Source organism: Halomicrobium sp. HArcel3, assembly GCF_058933135.1.
The window spans coordinates 797,824-823,751 of sequence record NZ_JBZYDN010000001.1; the positions used below are offsets into that span (position 1 = coordinate 797,824).

Annotated in this window: 27 protein-coding genes; 14 read left to right on the plus strand and 13 right to left on the minus strand. The window is 65.5% G+C overall.

The window, feature by feature from the left end:
* Window positions 1-2,424: a DNA topoisomerase VI subunit B gene (locus AC5FRV_RS04125; RefSeq protein ID WP_493559830.1), complete on the minus strand. Its 2,424-nt coding sequence runs from the start codon at window positions 2,422-2,424 to the stop codon at window positions 1-3.
* Between the two features lie 248 nt (window positions 2,425-2,672).
* Here AC5FRV_RS04125 and gyrB point away from each other — a divergent pair, with 248 nt between their 5' ends.
* Together gyrB and gyrA are read left to right on the plus strand one after the other, a co-directional pair.
* On the plus strand, window positions 2,673-4,601 hold the full coding sequence (gyrB, locus tag AC5FRV_RS04130) for a DNA topoisomerase (ATP-hydrolyzing) subunit B (protein ID WP_493559831.1): 1,929 nt from the start codon (window positions 2,673-2,675) through the stop codon (window positions 4,599-4,601).
* On the plus strand, window positions 4,598-7,120 hold the full coding sequence (gene gyrA / locus AC5FRV_RS04135; RefSeq protein WP_493559832.1) for a DNA gyrase subunit A: 2,523 nt from the start codon (window positions 4,598-4,600) through the stop codon (window positions 7,118-7,120). Before gyrB ends, gyrA begins: the two co-directional genes overlap by 4 nt.
* A gap of 34 nt (window positions 7,121-7,154) precedes the next feature.
* Here gyrA and AC5FRV_RS04140 read toward each other — a convergent pair whose 3' ends face one another.
* Window positions 7,155-8,483, minus strand: a complete 1,329-nt coding sequence (locus AC5FRV_RS04140; RefSeq protein ID WP_493559833.1) for an outer membrane protein assembly factor BamB family protein — start codon at window positions 8,481-8,483, stop codon at window positions 7,155-7,157.
* A gap of 162 nt (window positions 8,484-8,645) precedes the next feature.
* Here AC5FRV_RS04140 and AC5FRV_RS04145 point away from each other — a divergent pair, with 162 nt between their 5' ends.
* The 3 genes from AC5FRV_RS04145 (at window position 8,646) to AC5FRV_RS04155 (ending at window position 9,726) form a co-directional block, all read left to right on the plus strand.
* Entirely contained in the window at window positions 8,646-9,020 is a 375-nt protein-coding gene (locus tag AC5FRV_RS04145) for a hypothetical protein (RefSeq protein WP_493559834.1), read from the plus strand.
* Between the two features lie 2 nt (window positions 9,021-9,022).
* Window positions 9,023-9,382, plus strand: coding sequence for a hypothetical protein (locus AC5FRV_RS04150; protein ID WP_493559835.1), 360 nt, complete (start codon window positions 9,023-9,025; stop codon window positions 9,380-9,382).
* Window positions 9,383-9,552: 170 nt separating this feature from the next.
* The gene (locus AC5FRV_RS04155; RefSeq protein ID WP_493559836.1) at window positions 9,553-9,726 is read left to right on the plus strand and encodes a hypothetical protein; all 174 of its coding nucleotides are present in this window, start codon (window positions 9,553-9,555) and stop codon (window positions 9,724-9,726) included.
* Window positions 9,727-9,752: 26 nt separating this feature from the next.
* Here AC5FRV_RS04155 and rocF read toward each other — a convergent pair whose 3' ends face one another.
* Window positions 9,753-10,664 (minus strand): arginase, encoded by a 912-nt coding sequence (rocF, locus tag AC5FRV_RS04160; RefSeq protein WP_493559837.1) that lies wholly within the window; start codon window positions 10,662-10,664, stop codon window positions 9,753-9,755.
* 72 nt (window positions 10,665-10,736) lie between these two features.
* Window positions 10,737-11,654: an NAD-dependent epimerase/dehydratase family protein gene (locus AC5FRV_RS04165; RefSeq protein ID WP_493559838.1), complete on the minus strand. Its 918-nt coding sequence runs from the start codon at window positions 11,652-11,654 to the stop codon at window positions 10,737-10,739.
* 132 nt (window positions 11,655-11,786) lie between these two features.
* On the opposite strand from AC5FRV_RS04165, the gene AC5FRV_RS04170 reads away from it, so the two are divergent.
* Window positions 11,787-12,320 (plus strand): HTH domain-containing protein, encoded by a 534-nt coding sequence (locus AC5FRV_RS04170; protein ID WP_089817381.1) that lies wholly within the window; start codon window positions 11,787-11,789, stop codon window positions 12,318-12,320.
* A 197-nt stretch (window positions 12,321-12,517) separates the two neighbouring features.
* Window positions 12,518-13,693 (plus strand): NAD(P)/FAD-dependent oxidoreductase, encoded by a 1,176-nt coding sequence (locus AC5FRV_RS04175; RefSeq protein ID WP_493559839.1) that lies wholly within the window; start codon window positions 12,518-12,520, stop codon window positions 13,691-13,693.
* Window positions 13,694-13,913: 220 nt separating this feature from the next.
* Here AC5FRV_RS04175 and AC5FRV_RS04180 read toward each other — a convergent pair whose 3' ends face one another.
* From AC5FRV_RS04180 to AC5FRV_RS04200, 5 genes are all read right to left on the minus strand, one after another.
* Window positions 13,914-14,783: a nucleoside phosphorylase gene (locus tag AC5FRV_RS04180; protein WP_493559840.1), complete on the minus strand. Its 870-nt coding sequence runs from the start codon at window positions 14,781-14,783 to the stop codon at window positions 13,914-13,916.
* A 2-nt stretch (window positions 14,784-14,785) separates the two neighbouring features.
* The gene (cdd, locus tag AC5FRV_RS04185; protein ID WP_493559841.1) at window positions 14,786-15,175 is read right to left on the minus strand and encodes a cytidine deaminase; all 390 of its coding nucleotides are present in this window, start codon (window positions 15,173-15,175) and stop codon (window positions 14,786-14,788) included.
* 90 nt (window positions 15,176-15,265) lie between these two features.
* Window positions 15,266-16,603, minus strand: a complete 1,338-nt coding sequence (locus tag AC5FRV_RS04190; RefSeq protein WP_493559842.1) for a phosphohexomutase domain-containing protein — start codon at window positions 16,601-16,603, stop codon at window positions 15,266-15,268.
* Between the two features lie 112 nt (window positions 16,604-16,715).
* Window positions 16,716-17,441 (minus strand): archaeal proteasome endopeptidase complex subunit beta, encoded by a 726-nt coding sequence (psmB, locus tag AC5FRV_RS04195; protein WP_493559843.1) that lies wholly within the window; start codon window positions 17,439-17,441, stop codon window positions 16,716-16,718.
* 91 nt (window positions 17,442-17,532) lie between these two features.
* Window positions 17,533-17,736: a hypothetical protein gene (locus tag AC5FRV_RS04200; protein WP_493559844.1), complete on the minus strand. Its 204-nt coding sequence runs from the start codon at window positions 17,734-17,736 to the stop codon at window positions 17,533-17,535.
* A 243-nt stretch (window positions 17,737-17,979) separates the two neighbouring features.
* Between AC5FRV_RS04200 and AC5FRV_RS04205 the strand changes: the two genes are divergently transcribed.
* Window positions 17,980-18,351 (plus strand): DUF555 domain-containing protein, encoded by a 372-nt coding sequence (locus AC5FRV_RS04205; protein WP_089817386.1) that lies wholly within the window; start codon window positions 17,980-17,982, stop codon window positions 18,349-18,351.
* Window positions 18,352-18,443: 92 nt separating this feature from the next.
* Window positions 18,444-18,986 (plus strand): CBS domain-containing protein, encoded by a 543-nt coding sequence (locus tag AC5FRV_RS04210; RefSeq protein ID WP_493559845.1) that lies wholly within the window; start codon window positions 18,444-18,446, stop codon window positions 18,984-18,986.
* A 225-nt stretch (window positions 18,987-19,211) separates the two neighbouring features.
* On the opposite strand, the gene purM is transcribed toward AC5FRV_RS04210, so the two are convergent.
* Genes purM through AC5FRV_RS04230 form a run of 4 tightly spaced genes read right to left on the minus strand, consistent with a single transcriptional unit; the run spans window position 19,212 to window position 23,668 of the window.
* Window positions 19,212-20,207 (minus strand): phosphoribosylformylglycinamidine cyclo-ligase, encoded by a 996-nt coding sequence (gene purM, locus AC5FRV_RS04215; RefSeq protein ID WP_493559846.1) that lies wholly within the window; start codon window positions 20,205-20,207, stop codon window positions 19,212-19,214.
* 42 nt (window positions 20,208-20,249) lie between these two features.
* Window positions 20,250-21,455, minus strand: a complete 1,206-nt coding sequence (locus tag AC5FRV_RS04220; RefSeq protein WP_493559847.1) for a GNAT family N-acetyltransferase — start codon at window positions 21,453-21,455, stop codon at window positions 20,250-20,252.
* A gap of 51 nt (window positions 21,456-21,506) precedes the next feature.
* On the minus strand, window positions 21,507-22,124 hold the full coding sequence (locus AC5FRV_RS04225; RefSeq protein WP_493559848.1) for a zinc metalloprotease: 618 nt from the start codon (window positions 22,122-22,124) through the stop codon (window positions 21,507-21,509).
* Entirely contained in the window at window positions 22,121-23,668 is a 1,548-nt protein-coding gene (locus AC5FRV_RS04230; protein WP_493559849.1) for a TraB/GumN family protein, read from the minus strand. Before AC5FRV_RS04230 ends, AC5FRV_RS04225 begins: the two co-directional genes overlap by 4 nt.
* 239 nt (window positions 23,669-23,907) lie before the next feature.
* Between AC5FRV_RS04230 and AC5FRV_RS04235 the strand changes: the two genes are divergently transcribed.
* From AC5FRV_RS04235 to cutA, 5 genes are all read left to right on the plus strand, one after another.
* Window positions 23,908-24,183 (plus strand): PadR family transcriptional regulator, encoded by a 276-nt coding sequence (locus AC5FRV_RS04235; protein WP_089817392.1) that lies wholly within the window; start codon window positions 23,908-23,910, stop codon window positions 24,181-24,183.
* A gap of 88 nt (window positions 24,184-24,271) precedes the next feature.
* The gene (locus AC5FRV_RS04240; protein ID WP_493559850.1) at window positions 24,272-24,715 is read left to right on the plus strand and encodes an acyl-CoA thioesterase; all 444 of its coding nucleotides are present in this window, start codon (window positions 24,272-24,274) and stop codon (window positions 24,713-24,715) included.
* Window positions 24,716-24,797: 82 nt separating this feature from the next.
* Window positions 24,798-25,256, plus strand: coding sequence for a DUF7992 family protein (locus AC5FRV_RS04245; protein ID WP_493559851.1), 459 nt, complete (start codon window positions 24,798-24,800; stop codon window positions 25,254-25,256).
* 51 nt (window positions 25,257-25,307) lie between these two features.
* Entirely contained in the window at window positions 25,308-25,487 is a 180-nt protein-coding gene (locus AC5FRV_RS04250) for an HEWD family protein (protein ID WP_493559852.1), read from the plus strand.
* Window positions 25,488-25,583: 96 nt separating this feature from the next.
* Complete coding sequence (cutA, locus tag AC5FRV_RS04255; protein ID WP_493559853.1) at window positions 25,584-25,892, plus strand: divalent-cation tolerance protein CutA; 309 nt, start codon at window positions 25,584-25,586, stop codon at window positions 25,890-25,892.
* The last annotated feature ends 36 nt before the right edge of the window (window positions 25,893-25,928 follow it).

Genomic DNA, 25,928 nt, shown 5'->3' on the forward strand with positions numbered 1-25,928 from the left:
TTATGCGTTCACCGTCAGGAGTTCCTCCTCGACGCCGTCGACGGTGATGTCGAACTCCGCGTCACCCTCGACGCTGTACTCCAGCGTGGCTTCCTCGCCGGAACTCACCGTCTCCGACCACTTGACGAACCACTCGCCGTCCATCTCGACCACCTGGGCGCCGTTCGTGTCCTGGGGCTCGGCGCTGACGATGTCCGTCACGTCGACGTCGGCGTTCGTGTCGGAGTTGTTCTCGACGACGATTTTGACTGTGCCGTCCTCCACTTTCCGCTCGACGAGGACGTTGTTCATGATGCGGGCGATGGAGTCGTCGATGACGAGTTCGTCACGGCCCGTCACTTCCGTGAGCTTCTCGGCCATCTCGGGGAGGATGGTGGCGAGCTTGTTCTGCTTCTCGCGCCGTTGCTGCATCGAGCGGCGCTTGTTCAGGTAGGACTTCAGGTCGCGAGCGGCCTCGCGGATGGCGAGTTCGATCTCCGATTCCATCTCGGGCACGTTCGCGACGGCGTCCTTGGACTCGCTCGTGAAGGGCACGTTCGTCGAGGCGACGTGGACCATGATGACGACGGGGCCGTTCGGGATGCCGGAGCCGCCGGGCTGGTCGAGGCCGTAGTTGCGCCAGTTGATCGACTTGACGACGTCCGTCGTCGCACAGGCACCACGCTGGTAGACCAGCGGGACGCGGTTGGCGAAGCGCATCACTGTCGCCTTGTTCTCGGCCTCGACGTCGCCGCCGTAGGCCAGGCCCGCCTCGACGATGAACGGGTCACCGCCGTGGACCGAAGCGTCCCGGGTGGAGGCGGCGTAGAAGTCCGCGTCAAACTCCTTCTTCAGCCCCGCCTCGACCAGTTCGTCGGTGATGGGCGCGAGACAGTCGGTCGGTGGCGCGATGATGTCCGTCTCCCGCATCGCCTCCAGCAGTTCGCTGGCGGTGTCGCGGTCCCCGGCTATCTCCGAGACGTCGGGCGCGTCGTCCGGGACGGTCCGACCGATGGCCCAGAGCCGTTCGAGAACGTTCTCCCTGGCCGTCTCGCCGAAGGTGACGTCGTCGTACTCCTCGGTGTCTTCAGCGGACTTCCGGACGAACTCCGTGAGTTCGTCGTGCGTGAACCGGTCGCGGTGGCCGTCCTCGCGGACGAGTTTGGCCGCGATGCGGTCGGCGAGGCCCTTGATACCGGCGTCGTCCTTGCGGCTCGTGGTGGCCTCGTCGATCATCTGATAGAGGTCCGTCGCGCGATACTCCTGGGGCGCGTCCTCGTCCTCGGCCTCGGCGGTACCCGCGACGAGCCCCCAGACGGCATCCACGGCGTTCTCGCGCACCGTCGAGCCGAAGGTGACGTCGTGGTCGTCCTCGACGCCGTCGGCGACGTTGTCGACGATTTCGACGACGTCCTGGTGGGAGACGCGCTCCCGGCCGCTCACGACGTCGGCGACGTTCGTCGCGAACTGCGAGGTGGCGTCCGCACCCTTGTTCGAGACGGCCTGTTCGAGGAACGCCTTGTAATCTCGCTTCTTCTTCGCCTCGGGGGGCTGCCAGGCGAGTTCACGGCCGTAGTGTCGGTCTTTGAGATTCCCGATGACCTCCTCGGCGGTCTTCTGGCCGACGCGGGTGAACTCCCCCTGCATGAAACCGGAGACGGAGTACGAATCCGTCGCGTCGAGCATCTTGATCAGGGTCCCGAGTTCGACGCCGTGGGGGTGTGGCCGGATCTCCTCGGTCTCGGCGGGGAGCTGGTCGGTCGCCCGCTCGTACTTGAAGTGGTCGTTGGGCTCACGGAGTTCGATGCGAGCGTGAGGATTGACGACGGCGGTGTGCTTGATGTAGTCGTGGAGCTGCTGGCGGGCCCGCATGTTGGCCTCCATCTCCATCTCGATGCGGGTCCCGTGGGGCCGCTCCCACGTCGTCGTCTCCTCGACGTCGATCTCCGGTTCGTTCTGGTCCGTGTCGATGATCAGCTCGAAGTACTGGGCCTCGTCGCCACCCTGCGTTCGGCTGGTGATCTCCGCGGGTTTCCCGCTTGTGAGCTGGGAGTACAGCACCGCGGCGGAGATACCGATACCCTGCTGGCCGCGGTTCTGCTCGCGCTTGTGGAACCGGGAGCCGTAGAGCAGTTTCCCGAAGATCTTGGGGATCTGTTCTTTGGTGATCCCCGGTCCGTTGTCCTCTACTATCAGGCGGTAGTAGTCGCCCTGCTCCTGGATTTCGACGTAGATGTCCGGCGGGATGCCGGCCTCCTCGCAGGCGTCGAGCGCGTTGTCCACCGCTTCCTTGACGGCGGTGACGAGTCCCCGGGCTCCAGAGTCGAACCCGAGCATGTGCTTGTTCTTCTCGAAGAACTCGGCGATAGAGATGGCGCGCTGGCTCTCTGCCAGTTCCTCCGCAATCCCCTCCTCCTCCCCGAGTTCCGACTGTAGCGAGGTCATTCGTGGCCGCTTCTACCAGTTGCGGGATTAAAAGGTGTTCGGCACCGCGGTGAAAGTGATCCTCGCGCGTTCACCCCCGGGTTCGAGCGGTCCGATCGGGCTTCGACGGGGTCGAACGTTACTATACGTTGACTAATTTGTGCTCGGAAAGAAGCAAACGCTTCCGGTTTCCGGGGGCTTCCAACTCACACGCGCGTGCGCGGGCGGGGGATTTATCACCCCCGACCATCTACGGATAGCTACATTCTATGTCACAGGACAGGGAGTACGGTGCGAGCCAGATTCAGGTCCTGGAGGGGTTGCAGGCCGTCCAGAAACGGCCGGCGATGTACATCGGTTCGACCGACTCCAGGGGTTTGCACCATCTCGTCTACGAAGTAGTCGACAACTCGATCGACGAGGCGCTGGCGGGTTATTGCGACACCATCGACGTCACGATCCACGACGACGACTCGGTGTCCGTCTCGGACGACGGCCGCGGGATTCCGGTGGACACCCACTCGGAACACGACCGGCCCGCGCTCGAAGTCATCATGACCGTCCTCCACGCCGGTGGGAAGTTCGACAACAAGTCCTACCAGGTCTCCGGCGGCCTGCACGGGGTGGGCGTCTCCGTCGTCAACGCGCTCTCCGCCGAACTCGAGGTCGAGGTCAAACGCGACGGCGCCCTCTGGCGCCAGTCGTTCGACCACGGCGAACCCGTCGGTGACCTCGAACGCGTTCGCGACCTCGAACCCGACGAGGACAACGGCACGTCGATGCGGTTCTGGCCGGACGACGAGATATTCGAGACGACCGAGTACACATACTCGACGCTCGAATCCCGCCTCCGCGAACTGGCCTTCCTCAACTCCGGCGTCGAGATCACCCTTCGCGACGAGCGCGAGGAGGGCAAGACGGACACGTTCCGGTACGAGGGCGGCATCCGCGAGTTCGTCGAGTACCTCAACGAGACGAAGGAACCGCTCCACCGCGAGATCATCTACTTCGAGGACGACGAGGCGATCGAGGACGGCGTCGTCCAGGTCGAGATCGCGCTGCAGGGAACGAAAGACCTGCAGGGTTCCATCCACGCCTTCGCGAACAACATCAACACGCGCGAAGGTGGGAGCCACATGACGGGGTTCAAGACCGCGCTCACCCGGGTCGTCAACGACTACGCGACGGACAACGGGCTCCTCGACGACCTCGAGGAGAACCTCACGGGCGAGGACATCCGCGAGGGACTCACCGCGGTCATCTCTATCAAGCATCCCGATCCGCAGTTCGAGGGCCAGACCAAGACGAAGCTCGGCAACAGTGAGGTCCGCGGCGTCGTGGAGTCCGCGATGCACTCGGGACTCGCGACGTTCTTCGAGGAGAACCCGGACACGGCTCAGGCCATCGTGATGAAGGCCGTCGAGGCCGCCAAAGCCCGGAAGGCCGCCAAGAAGGCCGAGGAGCTCACCCGCCGTAAGTCTGCGCTGGAATCCACGGCGTTGCCCGGCAAGCTCGCCGACTGCCAGACGAAGGACCCGGCCGATTCGGAACTGTTCATCGTGGAGGGCGACTCCGCAGGTGGCAGCGCCAAGCAGGGCCGGAACCCTGACATCCAGGCCATCCTTCCCATCGACGGGAAGTTCCTCAACGTGGAGAAACACCGCCTCGACCGGATACTCGAGAACGGCAAGATCCGGACGATGATCCGCGCCATCGGTACCGGCGTCGGCGACGAGTTCGACATCGACAACCTGCGGTATCACCGGATCATCCTGATGACGGACGCGGACGTCGACGGCGCGCACATCCGGACGCTCCAGTTGACGTTCTTTTACCGGCACATGCGCCCGCTGCTCGAAGCGGGTCACGTGTACGCGGCACAGCCCCCGCTGTACCGCATCCGGTGTGGCGGCGAGACGTACGACGCGATGACCGAGGCCGAACGGACCCAGATCGTCGAGGAGAAGTGCGGCGGCGACCCGGACCAGGTCCAGCGGTTCAAGGGGCTGGGGGAGATGAACCCCCAGCAGCTCTGGGACACGACGATGAATCCCGAGACCCGCATCCTCAAGCAGATTACGGTCGAGGACGCCGCCGCGGCGGACAAGATGTTCAACGTGCTCATGGGTGACGCGGTCGGTCCCCGCAAGGAGTTCATCAAGGAGCACTCCCCCGAAGCAGAGTGGGTGGACATATGAGCTCCGAAGCGCCCGACGACGCCCCGTCGCCGGCCCAGCGGGTGAAGAACGTCCGCATCGAAGACGAGATGGAGCAGAGCTACATCGACTACGCGATGTCCGTCATCGCGGGTCGCGCGCTCCCCGACGTCCGCGACGGACTCAAACCCGTCCACCGGCGCATCCTCTACGCGATGCACGACATGGGTGTCACCTCGAACACTTCACACCGGAAGTGTTCGTCCATCGTTGGCGAGACGATGGGTGACTACCATCCCCACGGCGACAGCGCCATCTACGACACGCTCGTCCGGATGGCCCAGGATTTCTCGATGCGCTACCCCCTCGTCGACGGGCAGGGGAACTTCGGTTCGATGGACGGCGACCCCGCCGCGGCGATGCGGTACACGGAGGCCCGGATGGCCCCCATCGCCGAGGAGATGCTGGAGGACATCGAGAAGGACACCGTCGACTTCTCCGCGAACTACGACGACCGGCTGACCGAGCCGGACGTCCTCCCCGCGGCCGTCCCGAACCTCCTGCTAAACGGTTCCTCGGGCATCGCCGTCGGGATGTCGACGAACATCCCGCCGCACAACCTCGGCGAGATAATCGACGCGACGACCCACCTAATCGAGAACCCCGACGCCGCCGTCGAGGACCTGATGCAACACGTCAAGGGCCCCGACTTCCCGACCGGCGCGAACATCGTCGGCAAGGACAGCATCTACTCCGCGTACTCGACCGGACGAGGTCGACTCCGCGTCCGCGCGGAGTACGAGGTCGACCGCGAAGAGAACCGGATCGTCATCACGGAGATTCCGTTCCAGGAGAACAAGTCGCGGATGGTCGAGCGGATCGCCGACGACGTCAACGAGGGTGCCCTCGAGGGGATCTCCGACCTCCGCGACGAGTCCGACCGCAACGGCGTCCGCGTCGTCATCGAACTCAAGCGCGGGGCGAACGTCGACGTCGTGGAGAACCGTTTGCTGGAGAGCCACCTCGAGTCCACCTTCGGCGTCATCAACCTCGCGCTGGTCGACGGCCAGCCGAAGGTGCTCACCCTCAAGGAGACGCTCCAGCACTACGTCGAGCACCGCCGCGAGGTCGTCCGCCGACGCTCCGAGTACGACCTCGCCGAGGCCGAGGACCGCGCGCACATCCTCGAAGGTCGCCTCAGAGCGCTTGACATCGTCGACGACGTCGTCGCGGTCATCAGGAATAGCGAGGACCGCAACGAGGCGAAGGAGGCGCTGCGAGGCGAAGTCGACCCGGACGAACTGGACGGTGACCACGAGGTCGATCCGAACGTCACCCTCGACTTCTCCCAGGCACAGGCCGACCACATCGTCCGGATGCAACTCGGCTCCCTGACCTCGATGGAGTCCCAGGAGATCGAGGAGGAGTACGAGGGCGTCCAGGCAGAGATCGAACGCCTCGAAACGATTCTCGGCTCCGCCGAGGAACTCGACGCCGTGATCGAGGACGAACTCCAGGCGATCAAGGAGGAGTACGACGACGACCGCCGGACCTCCATCCTCGAAGACGAGGGCGAGGTCACGCACGAGGACCTCATCCCCGAGGAGGACAACATCGTCGTCATCACCGAGGACGACTACATCAAGCGCATGCCCGTCGAGAACTTCGACCCGCAGGGTCGCGGCGGCAAGGGCATCATCGGCGCCGACCCCAAGGAGGGCGACCGCGTCTCGAAGGTCTTCAGGGCCAACAGCCACGACTACCTGCTCTGTTTCACCAACCAGGGTCAGGTCTACCGGTTGAAGACCTACGAGATTCCGGAGATGTCCCGGACCGCCCGGGGCAAGTCCGCCATCAACCTCATCGATCTCGACGAGGGCGAGGAGATAACCGCCGTCGTCGACACCGACGAGTTCGAGGACGACGAGTCCATCACGCTCGTCACTCGCAACGGCTACGTCAAGCGGACCGCCGCGACGGAGTTCGAGAACATCCTCTCGACCGGCATCATCGCCGCGAAACTCGAAGACGACGACGCCCTCGTCGACGTCGAGGTCACCGACGGGACGCGGGACCTCGTCATCGCGACGGAGGACGGGATGACCATCCGCTTCGACGAGGACGAAGTTCGCAAGATGGGTCGTAACGCACGCGGCGTCCGCGGCATCGACCTGCAGGACGACGACAAAGTCGCGGCCATGGTCGCGATGGACGATGCGGACGACCGCGCGCTGTTCACCGTCACCCGCAACGGATACGGGAAGCGCACGCTGCTGGGCGAGTACCGCGCCCAGTCCCGCTACGGTATGGGACTCATCGACATCAAGACGAACGAGCGGAACGGCCCGGTCGCCTCGGCGAAAGCGGTAACCGAAGACGACCAGCTCGTCATCATGTCTGAACAGGGCCAGATCATGCGCATCCGCGCCGGCGAGGTCTCGCAGGTCGGCCGGAACACGATGGGCGTCACTATCATGGAGTTAGAGGGTGACGACCAGGTCGCCAGCGTGACCGTGGTGCCGGCGGATGTGGGTGCGGACGTGGACGCTGACGAAGAGTAGTACCGCGAGCGGCTTTTTCGCGGAGACGGTTCGATCACTCCAGCGCCAGCAGTCGCATCCCATCGACGTTCCCGTCGTCTCGCCGCTCGGTCACGACCGAGACGTAGATCGTACCGCCGGCGACGGCGAGGCCATGGACGTGGTCCTCGAACGTCCGTTCCCAGAGCCGGTCGCTGGAGCGGCGGTCGACGGCCGCGAGCGCTGCGTGACCGGGAGCGGTCTGCTCGACTGACCGGTCGTGTACCGTCGCGACGATAGTATCCCCGGCACCGACGACATCGATAATTGAGTGGTCGAACTCGCTCGCCCACGCTTCATCCCCATCGTGCGTGAACGCTCGAAGTACCCTGTCTCCGAGGCTCGTCACGACCAGGTCGTCGGTGACGACTGGTGCCGTCGGACGACCGACCGGATCCGGACGGTCGCGGGTCGCCTCGCCAGCGTGCCACTCCGGGGGTGACGAGACGCGCCACTGTTCCTCGCCGGTTTCGCGGTCGAGAGCCCGTAGTTGTCCGCCGTAGCTACCTTCGAATTCGACAGTGGCGAACACCGTGTCCTCGGAGACGGCCGGACTCCGGTAAATCCGTGGGCCCGTAATCCTCGATTCGGCGGGGACGGACCACTTCGTCGCCGCGTCCCGGGACGCGTGTGCCGGTTCGTCGTCGTCACGGTCTTCCCAGGGCCATTCGATTGCTGTCGCGGTCAGATCGACCGCCTCGGCGGTAAACGCCGTCGCGACGTAGGCGGTGTCCCCGACGACGGCGGGCGTCCCCTGCGCGTCGTGACTGCAAGCCCACGTCACTCGCCCCGTGGCATCGAGCGCAGAGAAGTAGCCGCCGTACTCCAGGTACAGTCGCCCGTCGGCGACGGTTCCGCTGGCGGTGTTGGCTCCGTGACAGGGGTCGCCGTGCCACGTCTCGTCGCCGCTCTCGAGATCCACACCGAAGACGCAGTCCACGCCCGTGACGTACGCCCGTTCGGCTCCGAGTGTCGGGGTTTCGAACCCCCAGGGTTCGGATTCTGACCGCCAATGGACTTTGCCGTCGGTCGAACGGAGGCACGTCACGTGGTCGTTCGCGTTCAGAACGACGCGGTCGCCCCGGACGAACGGCGCGTAGCAGTGTTCGAAGTCACGACTCCAGCGAACGTCCGGTTCGGAGCGCGGTGGAGCGGTGTCGCCGTTGTAACGGCTGTTCCGCGCGTCGTAGCCCTGTGCGGGCCAGTCTTCCGGTCCGGGCGTCGCGTCGGGGAGCGCAGCCGACTGTGATTCGCCCGTGAGCGCGGAGCAGCCTCCGAAAAGCGTCGTCGGACCGAGGACAGCGCTCCGGAGGACCGTTCGCCGGGAGGGGCGCTTGTCGGGCATCTGTATCGAGCACACCCGGCCCGTTGAAGTTACTTCTGGATGGACAGGCTCGGATTTTAGTCACGCTTTCTGCGCCATCGCGCGGTCGAACGAAGTCGTCCAAACGTGGAGTAGTTCTGAGATACTTTTTTGGAGTTCGGCCCGAAAATTATCGGGTAGGCCATGAGACACCTCCACTACGACGACCGAGCCGGTGGCCGCGTGCCGGGCTACCTGCCACTCGGCGCCTACGTGCGCTTGCTCGCGGGCGTTCTCGGTGCCGTCGCCATCGTAACGGGCGCCTGGGCGGGGTCGTTCCGCCGCCAAGTCCGGCGAGCCCTCCTCATGGGTATCCCGCCGGAAAACTGGCGGGAGCAGATCGAGGCGCTCTGGGCCGTCGAGTTGACCGGCGATCCGGTCCGGGACACGCTCGCCTTCGCCGTCTCCCGACTCGAATCGCCGGTCGTGGTCTGGACCGTCGTCGCGTTCGGTCTCCTCACGCTCGTGCTGGAATATCGGCGGGGCCGGTTCGATTCCGTGCTGGAGGAACGTGACTGACGATGTCCCGTAATCGATTCGGACGCGACGAAGTTCCACATCCGGTCGCACAGCCACCGCTCGCCGCGTTTCGGAGTCTGCTCGTCAGAATCACCGGTGCGGTGCTGGTCGGTGGCCTCGTGACCTGGCTCGTCCCGAAATCCCCGTGGTTCTACCGACTGCCGATGGATCCTCCTGTGACGGGCGAGGCGGTCTGGGGCGTCGAGGTGGGACAACCTGTCTTCTTCTTCCTCTTCGACTTTCTCGTCTCCCGTGTGACGTCGCCGCTGGTACTCAGTCCGGTGGTCGCCGCCGGCGTCGCCGCGCTCGCGTTCGAATATCGGAGGGGTCGGTTCGAAGCCGTGCTTGAACGAGGGGGCTGACGATGTCCAGTAAACGACACGAATATCGCGTGGACCGCCGCCCGGTAGCGCAGCCACCGCTCGACGCGTATCGGAGCCTGCTCGTCCGAATCGCAGGCGCGTTAGTAGTCAGTGGATTTCTGGTCGGCGGACTCCCGAAACCAGCTTGGTATTACTGGCAGGTGTGGGAAATGGCCGAGCGGTCCGAAGTTATCTGGGGCGTCGACGTAGTTCAGCCGTTCTTCCCCTTTCTCTTCGAGTTCTTCGTCTCCCGCGTGACGTCGCCGTTCGTCCTCGGTCCGGTAGTCGTCGCCGGCGTACTCGCGCTGGCGTTCGAGTATCGCCAGCGCCGGTCGGCGAGATAGCCTGGACACCGTGTTCCGGCCGAGACTCAGAGAATACGCTTGCCGAACGCGCTCGCGACGAGTTCACAGCCCAGTTCCGCCGTCTGGTTGTGCTGGTCGAGGATGGGGTTCACTTCGACGAGTTCGAACGAGCGCAACTGGTCGCCGACGTCCGCCACGTACTCCATCGCGACGTGGGCCTCTCGGTAGGAGACGCCGCCGCGGACCGGCGTGCCGACGCCGGGGGCCTCCGTCGGATCGAGCCAGTCCATGTCAAGACTGACGTGGACGCCGTCGGTGCCCTCCGTCGCGACGGAGATGGCGTCGTCGACGACGTTCGTGACGCCCCGGTCGTCGATGTCGCTCATCGTGTAGGCTGTGACGTCGGACTCCCGGATCAGCTGCTTCTCCCCGTCGTCCAGGTCACGGAGTCCGACAAGGGCGACGTTCGCCGGATCGATTCCGGGCGTCACGGCCCAGGGATCGTTTTCGAACGGGCCGACGCCGAGGATGGCGGCCAGCGACATCCCGTGGACGTTGCCGCTCGGCGTGGTCTGGGGCGTGTTGAAGTCGCCGTGGGCGTCGAACCAGAGGATACCGAGGTCGTCGCCGTCCGCCGCACCCGCGACGGACCCGATGGCGATGGAGTGGTCACCGCCGAGAACCAGCGGGAGGTGACCGGCCGAGACGGCATCACTCACCGCGTCGGTGATCCGACCGGTGACCGTCTCCGTCTCGGCGAGAAACTTCGCCTGGCCGTCGGCCGGCTGGGCGGCGTCCGGGTCCCGCTCTTCCGGTCGCGGGACGGCGACGTCGCCGCCGTCGACGCAGGTCAGACCAGTGGCTTCCAACTGGTCGGCCAGCCCGGCGTACCGGATGGCCGACGGCCCCATGTCGACGCCCCGCCGGTCGGCTCCGAGGTCCATCGGCACCCCGAGGATACGGACGGTTCTCGTCATCGAGAGAAGTTCAGGCGTGGACCGGCTAAAAGGCGCCGCCGTCCGCTGGGAGAATCGCCACTCGAATCGTCGTTACTTGTACTGAGCACAGACGCGCCGGATTCCCTCTTCGAAATCGATCTGGGGCTCCCAGCCGGTTGCCTCGCGCATCCTCTCGGCGTCTGCGCAGGTGTCGTGGACGTAGACGTCGTCGGGAATCGGGTTCTCGACGTACTCAGGTTCGACGTCGGTGCCGAGTTCGGCGTTGATCATCTCCACGACTTCGTTGAAGTCGTACGCCTCGCTCGTCCCGAGGTTGTAGATACCGTCGAGTTCGTGCTCGGCGGCCTGTTCGAGGCCGCGGACGATGTCGTCGACGTGCGTGAAATCGCGGGTCTGATTTCCGTCGCCGTAGAGGACGGGAGACTCGCCGCTGGCGACGTCGTCGGCGAACTGGGCGATGACGTTCGCGTACTCACCCTTGTGTTCCTCCGCACCACCGTAGCCCTGATAGACCGAGAAGAAGCGCATCCCGGCCAGCGAGAGGTCGTAGTGGTTGTGGAAGTATTCGGCGTACGTCTCGCGGGCCATCTTGGAGGCTTCGTACCCCGTGTTGACGGTGACGTCCATCGACTCGGGGGAGGGTTCTGTTCGACTGCCGTAGATGGAAGAGGTCGAGGCGTAGACGACGGTGTCACAGCCGTCCTCGCGAGCCTGGTGGACGGTGTTGACGAACCCTTCGACGTTCACCCGGGCGCCCTCCGTCGGGTTCTCTTCGTGCATGGCGTACGAGGAGAGCGCCGCGAGGTGAAACACGACGTCGACGTCGGTCGGCAGGTCTTCGTCCGTGACGCTCGCGTCGACGAACTCCACGTCGTCGTCGAGGTTCTCGGTCGTGCCGAGATACTGGTCGTCCAGCGCGACGACGTCGTTGTCGGCAGCCAGGTGGTTCGCGAGATTCGATCCGATGAAACCGGCGCCGCCGGTGACGAGAACGCGTTGGCCGTTCATGTACCAATTACGTCCACCGACTGACAAAGGCGTACCGCTTCGACCGATTCAACGGCCAGCGCGGCGTCCTGTCGCGCCGGCGACGCCCGGTCCACCGTCGGGTTTAAGGAACGGTATACCGAACCTTCCGTTATGTCATCGATCGAATTGACGCCCAGTCAAAAGAACATTCTCCAGGAACTCGTAAACCTGTACAAGGAGAGCGAGAGCGCGGTCAAGGGGGAGGACATCGCGGACAAGGTCGACCGGAATCCCGGGACGATCCGGAACCAGATGCAGAGCCTAAAAGCCCTCCAGCTCGTCGAGGGCGTCCCCGGCCCGAAGGGCGGCTACAAGCCGACCGCCAACGCCTACGACGCGCTACAGATTCAGGACATGGACGACGCGGCCCACGTCCCCCTCCAGCACAACGGCGAGACCCAGCCCGACGCCACCGTCGAGGAAATCGACCTGACGAGCGTCCACCACCCCGAGCAGTGCCGCGCAGAGATTCAGCTCCAGGGGTCCATCGCGGACTACCACGAGGGCGACACCATCACAGTCGGTCCCACGCCGCTCTCGAAGCTCCAGATCATCGGTACGCTCGCCGGGAAAGACGACACGAGCAACAAACTCGTGCTCACTATTGACGATATGCGCGCCCCAGCCGGCGAACCGGAACACTAGCTGTATCACTCTTTCTCTCCGTTCGACTCGTTCTTCTCCGACCTCTCGCCGTTCTCCGGTCGCTCCTGTCTCGATGGGTTTCGCGAGTTCCGACGACGAACGCCGAGCAGGCATTCGTTATGAATGATCGAGATAAACGGCGGCAAGCACGGCTCTTTCAAAGCATTTGTATCCTTTCAATTCCCAGCTAGCGGTGTATGACTGAGAAGGTCGTCGTCCTCGGCGCAGGGTATGCCGGCGCGGGCGCTATCAAGAGCCTCGAGGCACAACTGGACGGGGAAGCCGACGTCACCTGGATCTCTGACACCGACTACCATCTAGTTCTCCACGAATCGCACCGCTGTATCCGTGATCCGTCCGTCGAGGAACACGTGACAGTCCCCGTCGAGGCGATCAAGTCACCCGGGACGACGTTCCGGCAGGGCGAAGTGGTCGACGTCGACGCCGACGAGCGCGTGGTCGAACTGGCCGACGACGCCACCGTCGAGTTCGACTACCTCCTCGTCGCCATCGGCTCTCGGACGGCCTTCTTCGGCATCGAGGGGCTCGAAGAGTACGCCCACACGCTCAAGAGCCTCGACGACGCCCTCGGCATCCACGACGCGGTCGCCGACGCGGCCCGTGACGCGACCCAGAGCGACCCTGCCCAGATCGTCGTCGGCGGTGCCGGCCTCTCCGGTATCCAGACGGCCGGCGAGATAGCCAAGTACCGGGACGAACACCGGGCGCCCATCGAAATTCACCTCGTCGAGGGCCTGGACGAGGTCATGCCCAACGGCGACCCGGAACTCCAGGGCGCTATCCGCAAGCGCCTCCTCGAGCGCGACATCAACATCATGTGCGGCGAGTTCATCGGCGAAGTCGACGAGGACACCGTCTACATCGGCGACGACGACGAACTGGCCTACGACGAACTGATCTGGACCGGCGGCATCACCGGCCGCGAGGCCATCCACGACGTCGACGTCGACAAGGACGAGCGCTCCCACCGCATCAACGCCGAGCAGGACTTCCAGACGACGAACGAGCGAATCTTCGCCATCGGCGACTGCGCGCTCGTCGACCAGCCGGGCGAAAATCCCGCGCCTCCGACGGCACAGGCCGCCTGGCAGGCAGCCGAGGTCGCCGGCGAGAACCTCGCCCGCGCCATCCGCGGTCGCCCACTCCGGACGTGGACCCACAACGACATGGGGACGGTCGTCTCCATCGGCGACACCGCCGTCGCTCACGACGTCTCCTTCATGGGCGTCGGCGCGCCCATCGGCACCTTCGGCGGCTTCATGGCCGAATCGCTGAAGAAGGCCATCGCCGCCAAGTGGATCAACTCCATCACCGGCCCGCGCCGCGCCGTGAAGGCGTGGCCGGAGATGTAGTACCTTTTTACTTCGTCGGGTGTCCTCAGCCGCCTCCGGCGGCTTGCGGGCACCACTCCTCGTAAAAATCTACGCTAAAAACTTCCTTCACGCTCACTGCGTTCGCGTGAAGTGATTCGCGTGAGCACCGCGAACGCGAGCTCGTCAGAGCTTTGCTCTGACGGCGAACCGCGCTCCCGCTGGTCGCGCGGTATGCTCAACGCTATCTCTCTGCTCTCGACTACCGCTCGATGGACAGCCCGGCGTGCCAACGGTTCGCGCCGGTTTCTTCGACGACGTCGTCCATCTCGGCAAGGAACTTCACCGCGAGACTCGCGGTCTTCGCGGCCTTTCGCTCGCCCTCGGTGCGGAACTCACCGGTCACTCGATTGGCGTAGACCGTACAGACCGCGCCGGCGCGCAGTCCGTAGAGAGATGCCAGCGTCAGGATGGCAGCGGCCTCCATCTCGAAGTTGAGGACGCCCGCCTGACGGAGTTCCTCGATCTTCTCGTCGCTGTCGCGGGCTTCGAACCCGTCGAAGCCGGGCCGTGACTGGCCGGCGTAGAAGCTGTCCGTGCTACAGGTGACGCCGAGGTGGTAGTCGTAGCCGAGTTCCTCCGCCGCCGCGACCAGCGCCGAGACCACGCGGTAGTCCGCCGTCGCGGGGTAGTCCTCGCGGACGTACTCCTTGCTGGTTCCCTCCTGGCGGACGGCGCCGGTGGAGATGACCAGGTCGCCGACGCTCGCTTCCTCGCGAATCGCGCCACACGACCCGACCCGGATGAGGGATTCGGCGTCGACGCGGGCCAGTTCCTCGACGGCGATACCGGCCGACGGGGAGCCGATTCCGGTCGAGGTGACGGAGATAGGCGTCCCGTCGTAGGTGCCGGTCGCCGTACGGTACTCGCGGTGTTCGGCGACGACGTCGTGGTCGTCCCACGACTCGACGACCTTTTCGACCCGTTCGGGGTTCCCCGGGAGGAGCACGCTCTCGGCGACGTCGCCGGGGCCGACCGCCAGGTGATATTGCTCCCCGCCTTCGCTCGGATCTTCGCTGGGCTGCTCGTCGTCTACCGTCTCGTCTGTCTCGTCTGGACCGTCACCGGCCATCGTTATGCGAGGTCCTCCCTGCTGATGGTGGCGGGCAAGAGGTCGCCGAGGTGGTACTCGGTCGTCTCGTCGTCGCCCTCGTCGCAGACCACCGGGAAGTCCTCGTCACAGAATTCGGTGAGCGTCTGGCGGCACATCCCGCAAGGAGTCTGACCGTCGCGGGCGGCCGTGCTGACGGCGATTCTGGCGAACTCCTGGTGGCCGGCGCGGACGGCGCTGCCGATGGCGACCTCTTCGGCGTGGAGGCTGTTGCTGTAGTTCGCGTTCTCGATGTTACAGCCCGTGAAGACGGTGCCGTCGGCCGTCTCGAGTGCGGCGCCGACGTAGTACTCGGAGTAGGGAGCGTAGGACGACTCGGTCGCCTCCCGGGCGGCCTCGACCAGTGAATCCATGGACTGTGGGTCGACGGGGACGCTCAAATAGCCACCGACGCGCGACGGTTCGGCGGCGACGACTGGCTACGATTCGGCCTCGCCGGCGGTCTAGGACTCGGCTTCGACGGCGTCCTCGACGTCGGCGACGACGGCCGACACGAGGTCGTCGACGTCGTCGCTCTCGGCGTAGACGCGGACGTACGCCTCCGTGCCGGAGGGTCGAACGAGCGTCCACGAACCGTCGGGCAGCTCCAGGCGAACGCCGTAGTCGGTGTCCACGGTCGCGTCGGGGAACCGGTCCGGGAGCGACGACTGGAGGGTAGCCATCACCGCTTCTTTCGCGTCGTCCGGACAGTCAATGCTCACCTTACGGTACGGGCGCTCGGTGATGGGGCCCCGGAGGTCGGCCAGGCCACGGTCGGCGACGAGCTGTGTGAGTACTGCCGCGCTCGCCACGCCGTCGATCCACGGTCCGAAACTCGTGTGGATGTGTTTCCACGGCTCGGCGGCGAACACGACCGGGCCGGTCGCCCGGGCGATTCCCTCGTGTAGCGCACCGAGACGGACCCGCTCGACGTCGCCACCGGCTTCGCGGACGCGCTCGTCGATCCTGGCGGAGGCGTTGGGCGTCGTGACGACGACCGGATCGGCTTCGGTCGACTCACGGACGTAGTGTTCGGCCAGGATAGCGACGATGGTGTCCTCGTGAACGACCGACCCGTCCGCGGCGACGACGACGATGCGGTCCGCGTCGCCGTCGTGTCCGATGCCCAGGTCGGAGTCGGTGCCGGCCACGAACTCGCGAAGGGCTTCGAGGCTCTCCGGCGTCGGCTTGCTCTCCCGTGCCGGGAAGGTCCCGTCGACGTTGGCTTCCAGCGCCCGGACGTCAGCACCGAGTCGCCGGAGCACCTGCGGGGTGGCGAGGCCGGCCATCCCGTTCCCGCAGTCGACGGCCACGGTGAGGCCGGTCGACGTCGCACCGTGGGTTTCGGCGTACGTGGCGACGGCCTCGCGGTAGTTCGAGAGCGGCGAAATCGACCGGGGTGAGGTCCATTCGTCCCACGAAGCGGTGTCTGCCCCACTGGCGACCCGGTCCTCGATTCGTCGTTCGGCGTCGCTGTCGTACTCCGTGCCGTCGACGAACAGTTTGATCCCGTTGTCGCGGGCCGGATTGTGACTCGCAGTGACCATCACACCGCGTCGACCGCGCGACGCGAACGCGAGAGTCGGCGTCGGCACCTGGCCCGCGCGGAAGACGGAACCTCCCGCGCTCTCGACGCCGGCCTCGACGGCCGCCGCGAGCGCGGGACTCGTCTCCCGGCCGTCGTACCCCACGACGCACACGTCGCCGTCGGCCCCGACGGCCTGACCGACGGCGAGGGCCAGTTCGGGCGTCACCTTGTCGTCGACGGCGCCGCGGATCCCCGCCGTCCCGAACAGTGTCATATCCCAGTCCTCGGCAGGGGACTACTTGTCGATGGCGGTCACGGCCGTGCGAGCACACCGCTCAGGCGGGTTCGAGATACGGGCGAAAACGAACGACGGGAGACTGATCCGGTTACAGGAGTTCGTCGAACTCGTAGCTCTGGATGTCGACGCCCTCGTCGGTGACGTCGGCGAGGTAGACGCCGTTGCCGGAGCCGGTGTCGCGCTCGGCGGCGGCGTTGATGGCCGCGGCGGCGACTTCCTTCGCTTCCTCGTTGCTCATGTCCGCTTCGTAGAGGCTCTCGAGCGTCCCGTACGCGACGGTGAGGCCGGACCCAGTGACGGTGTAGTCGTCTTCCATGACGCCACCGGCGGGGTCGATGCTGTAGACGTGGTGGCCCTCGTCGTCGATGCCGCCGAGGATCGGATTGATGGCGAAGAAGGGACCACCGCGGGCGAAGTTCCCGGCCAGCGTCGCGAGGGCGCTGATGCTCATGTTCGCACCGCGCCGGGCCTCGTAGAGGTCGACTTCGGCACGGAGCGTCCGGATGAACGACTGCGCGCCGCCGACGCTCCCCACGAGCGTCAGCGCCGCAGTCGGGTGGATCTGCTCGACTTTCTGGACGTTCTTGTTCGAGACGAACCGACCGCCGAGCGAAGCCCGCTGGTCCGTCGCGACGACGACGCCGTCAGTGGTGGTGATCCCGATGGTCGTCGTCCCCGTCTTGTTGACGGACTCCTCGTCGCGGTCACTCGCGTCGGGGAGTGAGCCCAGTTCGGGCTCGTAGGGGTCCTGCTGGAACCGGTCTCGGTTCAGGGGGTCGTCGGCGAAGTTGGCCCCAGGCTCTGGGTCACGCATTGGACTCACCTATCACTCCAGTGCTGATAAAAGCATTCGTTCGGGTAGCTGTGGCCGCCAGGTGGGGACTGCCGGTCGGCTGTGTCGGCACCTAGTTCGGCGTCGCGTGGTCGTATGCCTCGTCGAGCCGGTTGAGTACTCTGTGCAGTGGGAGCGGGACGCCCAGTTTCTGGGCGGCCAGTGCGACCGGCAACAGGAAGATGCCGAGTAGCACGCTGAGTTGGTACAGTGCGAACACGCCGAGTTGGTACAGTCGGGATTCCATCGCCTTCGCTACCTTCTGGGGGAGTTCCACTACATAAGTGTTTGCAACGGGCCTCCAGAGGCGATTCGGCTGTGAAACACAGTTTGAGGCCTGCAAACGAGAGATCTACGGTTAGCATGAATTTGAGCTGGTTCAGAGTCCCGGCGCTGGCTCCGAAGCGGTAATACCGGAGTTGGAGTCGCCCGCCATTTCCATAACTTATGGCGAAGGAGACGATGACGTGCGCGGACCGGGATCAAAACAATAGAGTAGACGGACCGTGCACGTTGTGGTATGAACTATCTGGTCGCGATGGAAGCAGCCTGGTTGGTCCGTGACGTCGAAGACATCGACGACGCGATCGGTGTCGCCGTGAGCGAAGCGGGCAAGCGGCTCAACCAGTCGGACATGGAGTACGTCGAAGTCGAGGTCGGCGCGACCGGCTGTCCCGCCTGCGGGGAGCCGTTCGACTCGGCCTTCATCGCCGCCGACACGGCGCTCGTCGGACTGGTCCTGGAGATCAAGATCTTCAACGCCGAGTCGACGGAACACGCCCAGCGCATCGCCAAGAGCGAGATCGGCGGGTCGCTGCGGGACGTCCCGCTCAAGGTCGTCGAGACCATCGAGTTCGAGGGCGACGAGGCCGAGGTCGAATCCGACTCCTGAGGCCGACGTGCAGACAGATGCTCGCCACGGGGCGAGGCGTCTGGGCTGCCAGTGCCGATGGCTTTTTGTATTACCTGTAGTTATTACTCTGTATGGATTTGCCGACGCCCGAGGATCTGCGGGAGCGACGGACCGAACTGGAGCTCACGCAGAGCGAACTCGCCGAGCGCGCCGACGTCTCCCAGCCGCTGATAGCACGAATCGAGGGCGGAGACGTCGATCCGCGGCTCTCCACGCTCCGTCGCATCGTCAACGCGCTCGAAGAGGCAGAGGGTGGCATTCTGCGCGCCTCGGACCTCATGCACGCCCCCGTCGTCAGCGTCGCTCCCGACGATTCCGTCCACGAGACGAAACAGCTGATGGACGAGCGCGGGTACTCACAGGTCCCGGTGGTCAGGGACGGGATGCCACAGGGGCTCATCGGCAACAACGACATCCGCCAGCGGACGGGCGACAACGTCGGCGACCTCCCAGTCGCGGACGTCATGCACGAGTCCATCGCACTCGTCGAGCCCACCGCGACCATCGACGAAATCGACGCCTACCTCAATCACAACGCCGCAGTGCTGGTCGTCGAGAGCGGTGAGACCGTCGGCATCATCACCGAAGCCGACATCGCTGCCCGCGTTAGTTAGCGATTAACGCGCTAAACGGTGACAGCTGTATATATTCGACCGGGTCGTCGACCGATTCGATGACCCCTGAATTGCAGGAACGTGAAGACCCGATCGAACGTCAGCTGCAGGCGGCGCTTCGGGCCTCCGACGACGACGAGGCGCGATACCACCTTCGGGAAGCGCTGCAGCTTCGCATTGCGGAAAAGAGTGACGCGACCACTGGCGAGTAACGAGCCCCGATTTTCAGTTCAGATCTAGTCCTCGCACACTGACGGTCCCGTCACCGTCGGAAACTTGACCGATTCTCCTGCCGTCCTCGGTGGCGTCGACGACCGCTTCTGCGGCTGCTTCGGGTAGCGCCGCGACGAACCCGGTCCCCATGTTGAACGTCCGGTGCATCTCTTCGTCACTGACGTCGCCCGCCGACTGGACGAACTCGAAGACGGGCTGGGCGTCGAACGGGTCGTCGATTTCGTACCGGAACTCGCCCATCCGCGTCAGGTTCGTCCAGCCACCGCCCGTGACGTGGGCCGCGGCGTTCGCGTCGTGTTCACGGAGCGGTTCCAGTACCTCCGCGTAGATGCGTGTCGGCGTCAGGAGCGCCTCGGCGATGGTCTGGCTCTCGTCGTGCGGGAAGGGGTCGCCGTACTCGTGATTCCGGGTCGCCGCCTCCCTGGCGAGGGTGAGCCCGTTCGAGTGAATGCCCGAGGACGGCCAGCCGACGAGAACGTCGCCCACCTCGGCCTCGCCGGGGAAGACGGCGTCCTTGGGGGCGAGTCCCGCGCACGTGCCCGCGATGTCGAGGCCCTTGATCACGTCCGGCATGACGGCCGTCTCGCCGCCGACCAGCGCGACGCCCGCCCGTTTCGCGCCTTCCCGGAGCCCGGCGCCTATCTGTTCGGCCTCGTCGTCGTCTGGCTCCTCTACGGCGAGGTAGTCGACGAAAGCGACCGGTTCGACGCCGGCGGCGATCAGGTCGTTGACGTTCATCGCCATGCAGTCGATGCCGATGGTGGAGTAGTCGTCGACGGCTTCGGCGACGAGGAGTTTCGTCCCGACGCCGTCCGTCGCGAGCGCGAGGTACTGCTCGCCGATGTCGACGAGTCCAGCGTAGTCACCCTCGAACTCGCCCGCGGCGCCGATCAGTGCGGCCGTCGCCGCCTCGCTGGCGTCGATGTCGACGCCCGTCTCGGCGTAGGTGAGCCCCTCTGCCGCGTCGTCCGCGTCCTCCTCGGTCATGTGCGTGAGGGTGCGCGGCGCGGGCAAAAGGGCTCCGTTTCGTCAGAAGAACTCCGAGAGTTCGACGGGGCGTGGGGGGAAGGCCCGGTCGAGCGCCTCTACGAGTTCGTCGTCGTGAATCACCAGGTCACCGGCCCGCTGTGCGCGCTCGACGGTGCCGTCGCCGACGACCAACTGTGAGAGGGTGCCGACGGACACCGACACGTGTCCCGATTCGTTCGCGTTCTCGCCGCGGCGGCATCGGGCGTCGCCGTCCTCGATGGCGACGTGGAAGGTGGCGTCGTTCCAGTCGACCAGCCCGTCTTCGACGTCGAGGACGAACTCGGTGGCGACGTCGTCGGGATACGGGATGGCTTCGAGCGCAGTCGGCACGTCGGCGACGCGGACCATCGCCCCGTGGTCCAGTTCACAGGTGACGGTCTCCGGCGCGGCGATCCGGTCGAGTAGCTCGCCGGGCGCGTGGCTGGGGTCACCTGGAAGTTCGACGCTCTCGACCTGGGAATCGTGCGTGAAGAGGAGCCAGCAGACGTGGCGGAACGCCCTGTCGTCCACCGCCGCGACGTCGTGAACGGTGAGCGTCCGGTCGTCTTCGCCACCAGCGACGGTGTACACGACGTAGCTCTCCACGGTACCGTCACGTTCCCACGCGTAGACGTGGCGGCTGGTCCCGGACTGTTCGAACACGCGTTGGCGCCACCAGTGCTCGGTCCGCCGGAGTGTGAGCGACGTCTCCTCGCCGTCGGCCTGATTCACCCGACGGAGGCGTTCCCAGTCGTCCGGAGACGGACGGAAGAAGCGCCCCGTCTCGTTCACGGCGATCGGTTCCAGCGCGTCGGGCGGGAACCGGTACGTCGCGTGTTTGCCGGCGCTGGCCCAGCCAGTACTGGCGTAGAAGTCGTGGTCGAACGGCCACAGCACGACGAGGGGGATGTCGCGCTCGACGAACTCGCCGAGGGACTGCCGAAGCAACGTCGCCGCGCGCCCGTCCCGTCGGTACTCCGGCGGCGTCGCGACGGCCCTGAGTCCGCCGAGCGAGAGCCACTCGCCTCGGCAGCGTGCCTCGAACTCGAGGAGCCGGCAAATCGCGGTCAGTTCGCCCCCCTCGAAGAGGGCCCGGGGCTCACCGAACTGCTTGGACGGGTCCGCTACTCGGTCACTCTCGTCCGGTTGTTCCTCGGGGGAGAACGCGTAGTGTGCGACGTTTTCGAACGCCTGGAGACGGGATTCCGGGACGGGACGGTACTCCATACCACGAGTGGGGAGAGCGCGATCAAAAAGCTTCTCGCTCGCCGACGGCGGTCAGAAGATGGCGAACACGACCAGCGCGGCGAGGGCGAAACTCGGGAGCGCCACCACGGCGTAGGCTCCCTTGCTCCAGTCCAGCACCGTCTTGCCGTCGAGCGGACCGAACGGGATCATGTTGAACCCCGCCAGGAGGAAGTTGATCAACAGTCCGAACCAGGCGATTTCGGAGAGTATCCCCGACGGCGCGACGAGCCACGCGCCGACGAACACGGCGCCGAAGACGAGGTTCGTCACCGGGCCGGCGACGGCGATGAGGCCGTGTTCCCTGGGCGTAATCCGCCCGCGGTGGTGGACGGCGCCGGGCGCGGCGAAGAGAAAGCCCATGAACGCCCCGACGACGGCGACGAACAGCATGCTGTAATCGGCCCGGAACTCGGCGACCTGCCCGAACTGGACGGCGACGACTTTGTGGGCGAGTTCGTGGAAGAGGAAGCCGACGCCGACGGTGACCATCGAGACGGCGAACGTCGAGCCGAGTTCCCCGGCGACGCTGGCCACGTTGCCCCGGAGCGCGCTCTGGATCCCGGTCCGTTCGAGTAACACGGTGAAGGCCACGCCGAGCGTGACCCACGCCACCCCGAGGTCGCGGAGTTCGGGAGTGCTGAAGTTCATCCGCTCACCGCGGACCAGATGACGTCGGCGCCGGTCCGGGCGCCCTCGACGAGCAGTCCGCCCATCGCCTCGACGCCGCCGATGGGCGCCGACAGCCACGGGAGGATCGCCGGGAAGACGATCAGGCTCGCGATCATGCTCCCGACGTTGGTGAGGGCGACGACCATGATCAGCCGAAAGAGGGGCACCTCGCGCATCTGAGCGACCAGTTCGAGTATCGGTAGCTCCTGGTCGTCGAGAATCTCGTTGAGCGTCGCGATGTCGGCGACGCTGACGTCCTGGTACCTGAGTTCGACGTAGCCGGCGAACCAGCCAGGAGCGAGCAGTGGATTGACGCTCGTCATCCAGGCGATGCCGCCGCCGACGGCCGCGCTCGTCCAGCGGGCGCCCGCGACGAGCGCCAGTCCGCCCGCGCACACGGCGTTCACCACGAACCACGCGGCGAACAGTTCGAGCAGCCACTGCTGGCTCGCGCCGCCGAGCGCGAGCAGGACGAAGAAGGCCAGGAACGCGAGCGTGATAGCGTAGCCGACGATCTTGTAGACCGAGAATCGACCGCTTTCCTCCTGCCCGACGAGTGAGTCCATCGGCGGCAGCGAGGCCGGGTCGGCGAGGTATCGTTCGATGCCCTCCTGGTGGCCCGCACCGACGACGGCGACGACGTCGTAGCCAGCCTCACGAAGCGCGACAAGTCGGTGAGCGATGTAGGCGTCGCGCTCGTCGATGAGCGCCTCGGCGCCGCCCGGCGAGAACCGGCGGAACTCCTCCATCATGGCGCTGACGACGTCGCCGTCGGTGAGGTCGGACATGTCGAACTCCTCCATGTCCTCGTCGCCGCCCAGCGACGTCAGCAAGACTGCGATGGGGATCCCGACGACGAGACCGATTCCGAGCGCGACGATCAAAAAGTCCGCGGCGGCGATAGCGAGCCCACCGAGTAGCGGGATCGCCGGGAGCGTTCCACCCGCCCACGCGCCGGCGGGGAGGAGGACCGGACCGGCGATAGATTCGGCGGCGACGCCGACCACCAGTCCGATGGCCATCCCCAGCCCGGTCCCGACGACTCGCGGGTCGTCGAATTCGGCGAGTAGACTCCCCACGAGGACGAGTTTCTCCTTGAGCGTCAGCCGTGCCCAGAATCGCTGCACGGTGGTCTGGATCTCCCTGTCGACGAGGGCGACGCCGAGACCGAGTCGTTCTGCGGTCTCGACGCCGGCGAGCATGTCTGCCCCCGGGGAGATGTCGAAGCGGTCGCCGAGACGGGTCTGGACGTACGAGAGCATCCAGTAGGCCAGAAACTGGAAGACGGTGTTCCCCCGCAACATGTCGCTGGCGTCCAGGTCCTCCGGCGCCTCGCCCTTCATCTGCTTGTACCGGCCCTCGTCGAGTTCGACGGCGACGACGTCTGGCCGGCGGGATTCGATCGTCTCTTCGACCTCGTCGACGCTGTCCTGGGAGACGTGGGCCGTGCCCACGACCGTGACGCTGCCCTCTCCCCCACCCTGGGGCGGCAGGTCCCGGCCGGACTCGGCGGGTTCGGTCATCACCCTCGCTACTCATTCACCCCTGTTATCGTTGTCGGGACGGGAAGCGCCAGGGACGACGAAGGGGCGGTGTGCGTGCTCGCGGACTGTATGTCAGTAATAACAATTCGAAAACACGTCTTTCACCGCCTTGAGCGAACGCGTTCGGTGCCACACTGGACGATAACGTTGGGGTTATCTGGTTTCTATCGTCTCAGATAACGTGATATATACGGAGATCTTATACCTAGCTGGTTACCATGTACGATCTGACTGGATTCCAGCGTGATCTGTTGTACGTCATCGCGGGCCTCGAAGAACCCCACGGACTCGCTATCAAGGAAGAACTCGAGGACTACTACGAGAGCGAGGTCAATCACGGTCGACTCTACCCCAACCTGGACACACTCGTCGAGAAGGGGATGGTCGAGAAGGGCCAGCGCGACCGCCGGACGAACTTCTACACGCTCACCAGCCGTGGTCGGCGTGAGCTGTCGGCACGACAGGACTGGGAAGCCCAGTACGTCACCGCCTGATCACTGTTTCGCCCGGCGCAGTCACACGATTCTGTCTTCCTCTTTCGCGGTCGATACACTCTTTCGTTCCCGTCGGAAACTCGTCGCTATGCCGGATCTGATAGACACGTACATCGAGAACCGCTGGCTGGTCCAGCCCAACCACGCGAACAACCTCCAGACGACCCACGGTGGCAACGTTCTCAAGTGGATGGACGAACTCGGTGCGCTCTCGGCGATGCGTTTCTCCGGCGAGAACTGCGTCACCGCCCGGATGGACCAGGTGAACTTCAAGCGGCCGATCTCGGTCGGTGACGTGGCACTGATCCGGGCGTACGTCTTCGACGCCGGGCGGACGAGCGTCCAGGTTCGCCTGGAGACGTTTCGCGAGGATCCGCGGACGGGCGACCGCGTCCCGACGACCGAATCCTACTCCGTCTACGTCGCCGTCGACGACGACGGCGATCCGACGCCTGTCGCCGAGTTGACCGTCGACTCCGAGCGAGGCCGCGAACTCCACGAGCAGGCAGTCGCAGAACACGCTGACCGGTGAGCCGGTACCGGCGGCCAGAGTCCGTCGTTCTCGAACCTTGCTAACGGGTACCCTTTTCCCGACACCGACCATCTCTTCGGACATGCCTCTCGACGTTGACGCTCCGGAGCCGCCGGCGCTCGACCCCGCCCAGGACGCGGCGGACTACGACGACGCCGACCCCGGCGGGACCGAGTACCGACGCGAGGAACTCGAATCGTTTCTCGAGGACGGCGCCTGGGAACGGGCGTTCGAGGAGTGGGCCGACGGCACGGACCTCTCAGAGACGGCCTTCGGCGTCGTCCTCGACCTGGGCCTGATCGCCGAGTTCGACTTCTTCTGGGACGCCTTCGCCACCCGTGTCGGCTATCACGCCCCCGGTCTCCCGGAGAACTGGCGCGAACGGGATATCCACCCGGATCTCGACTCCTGGGACACGGTCTCGGGCATCAACGCCGCCATGGCGGAACTCGGCGGCGTCGTGAGCGAGGTGCTCGAGAACGAGTACGTCGACTGGGAGAGCGAGTACGACGGTCCCGACGACCTCCCGCAGTTCGAGTGAGGAGACTCCGGACCGGCACGCTGATTAGCCCCTGGAGAGATCCGTGTAGGTATGAACGAAGTGGTCCCACCGACCGAGCGGACCTGCGAACGATGCGGGCGACGGGACGTCTGGGACGAGGACGTCTCCACCTGGCGTATCGATTCCGAGGACGGTGAGAAACTCATCGGCGACCCGTACTGCCTCCACGAGTGGGACATCAACGGGAGCTACAACCCGCTCGCCGAGTGACCCCGTCGCGGCGCTCTCGCGACCACCGTCGCTGAAACTGCGGTACTGCCCGGATTACCTCGACCTCTTTTCCGCGGGGCCATCTATACTCCGCCTATGCCGACAGCCCTGGTCGCAGTTCCGCTCTCGGAGAGTGAACCGCTCGCACGAGCACTCGTCGAGAAGCGTCTGGCCGCGAGCGTCAACAGCGTCAACTGTACGTCGACGTACCGCTGGGACGGTGAGGTACAGTTCGCAGACGAGGCGCTCCTCATGGTCAAGACGACTGCCGACCGCTACGACGACGTCGTCGAACTGGTGGAGCGGCGCCACCCCTACGAAGTGGTCCCGATCGAACGGTTCGACGAATCGGACGCCGTCACCGACTTCGTCGAGTGGCGTCGAGAGAACGTCGCCGAGAAGTAATTGCCAGCGTCGGTCGGTGGCGAGGGTAGCCACCTC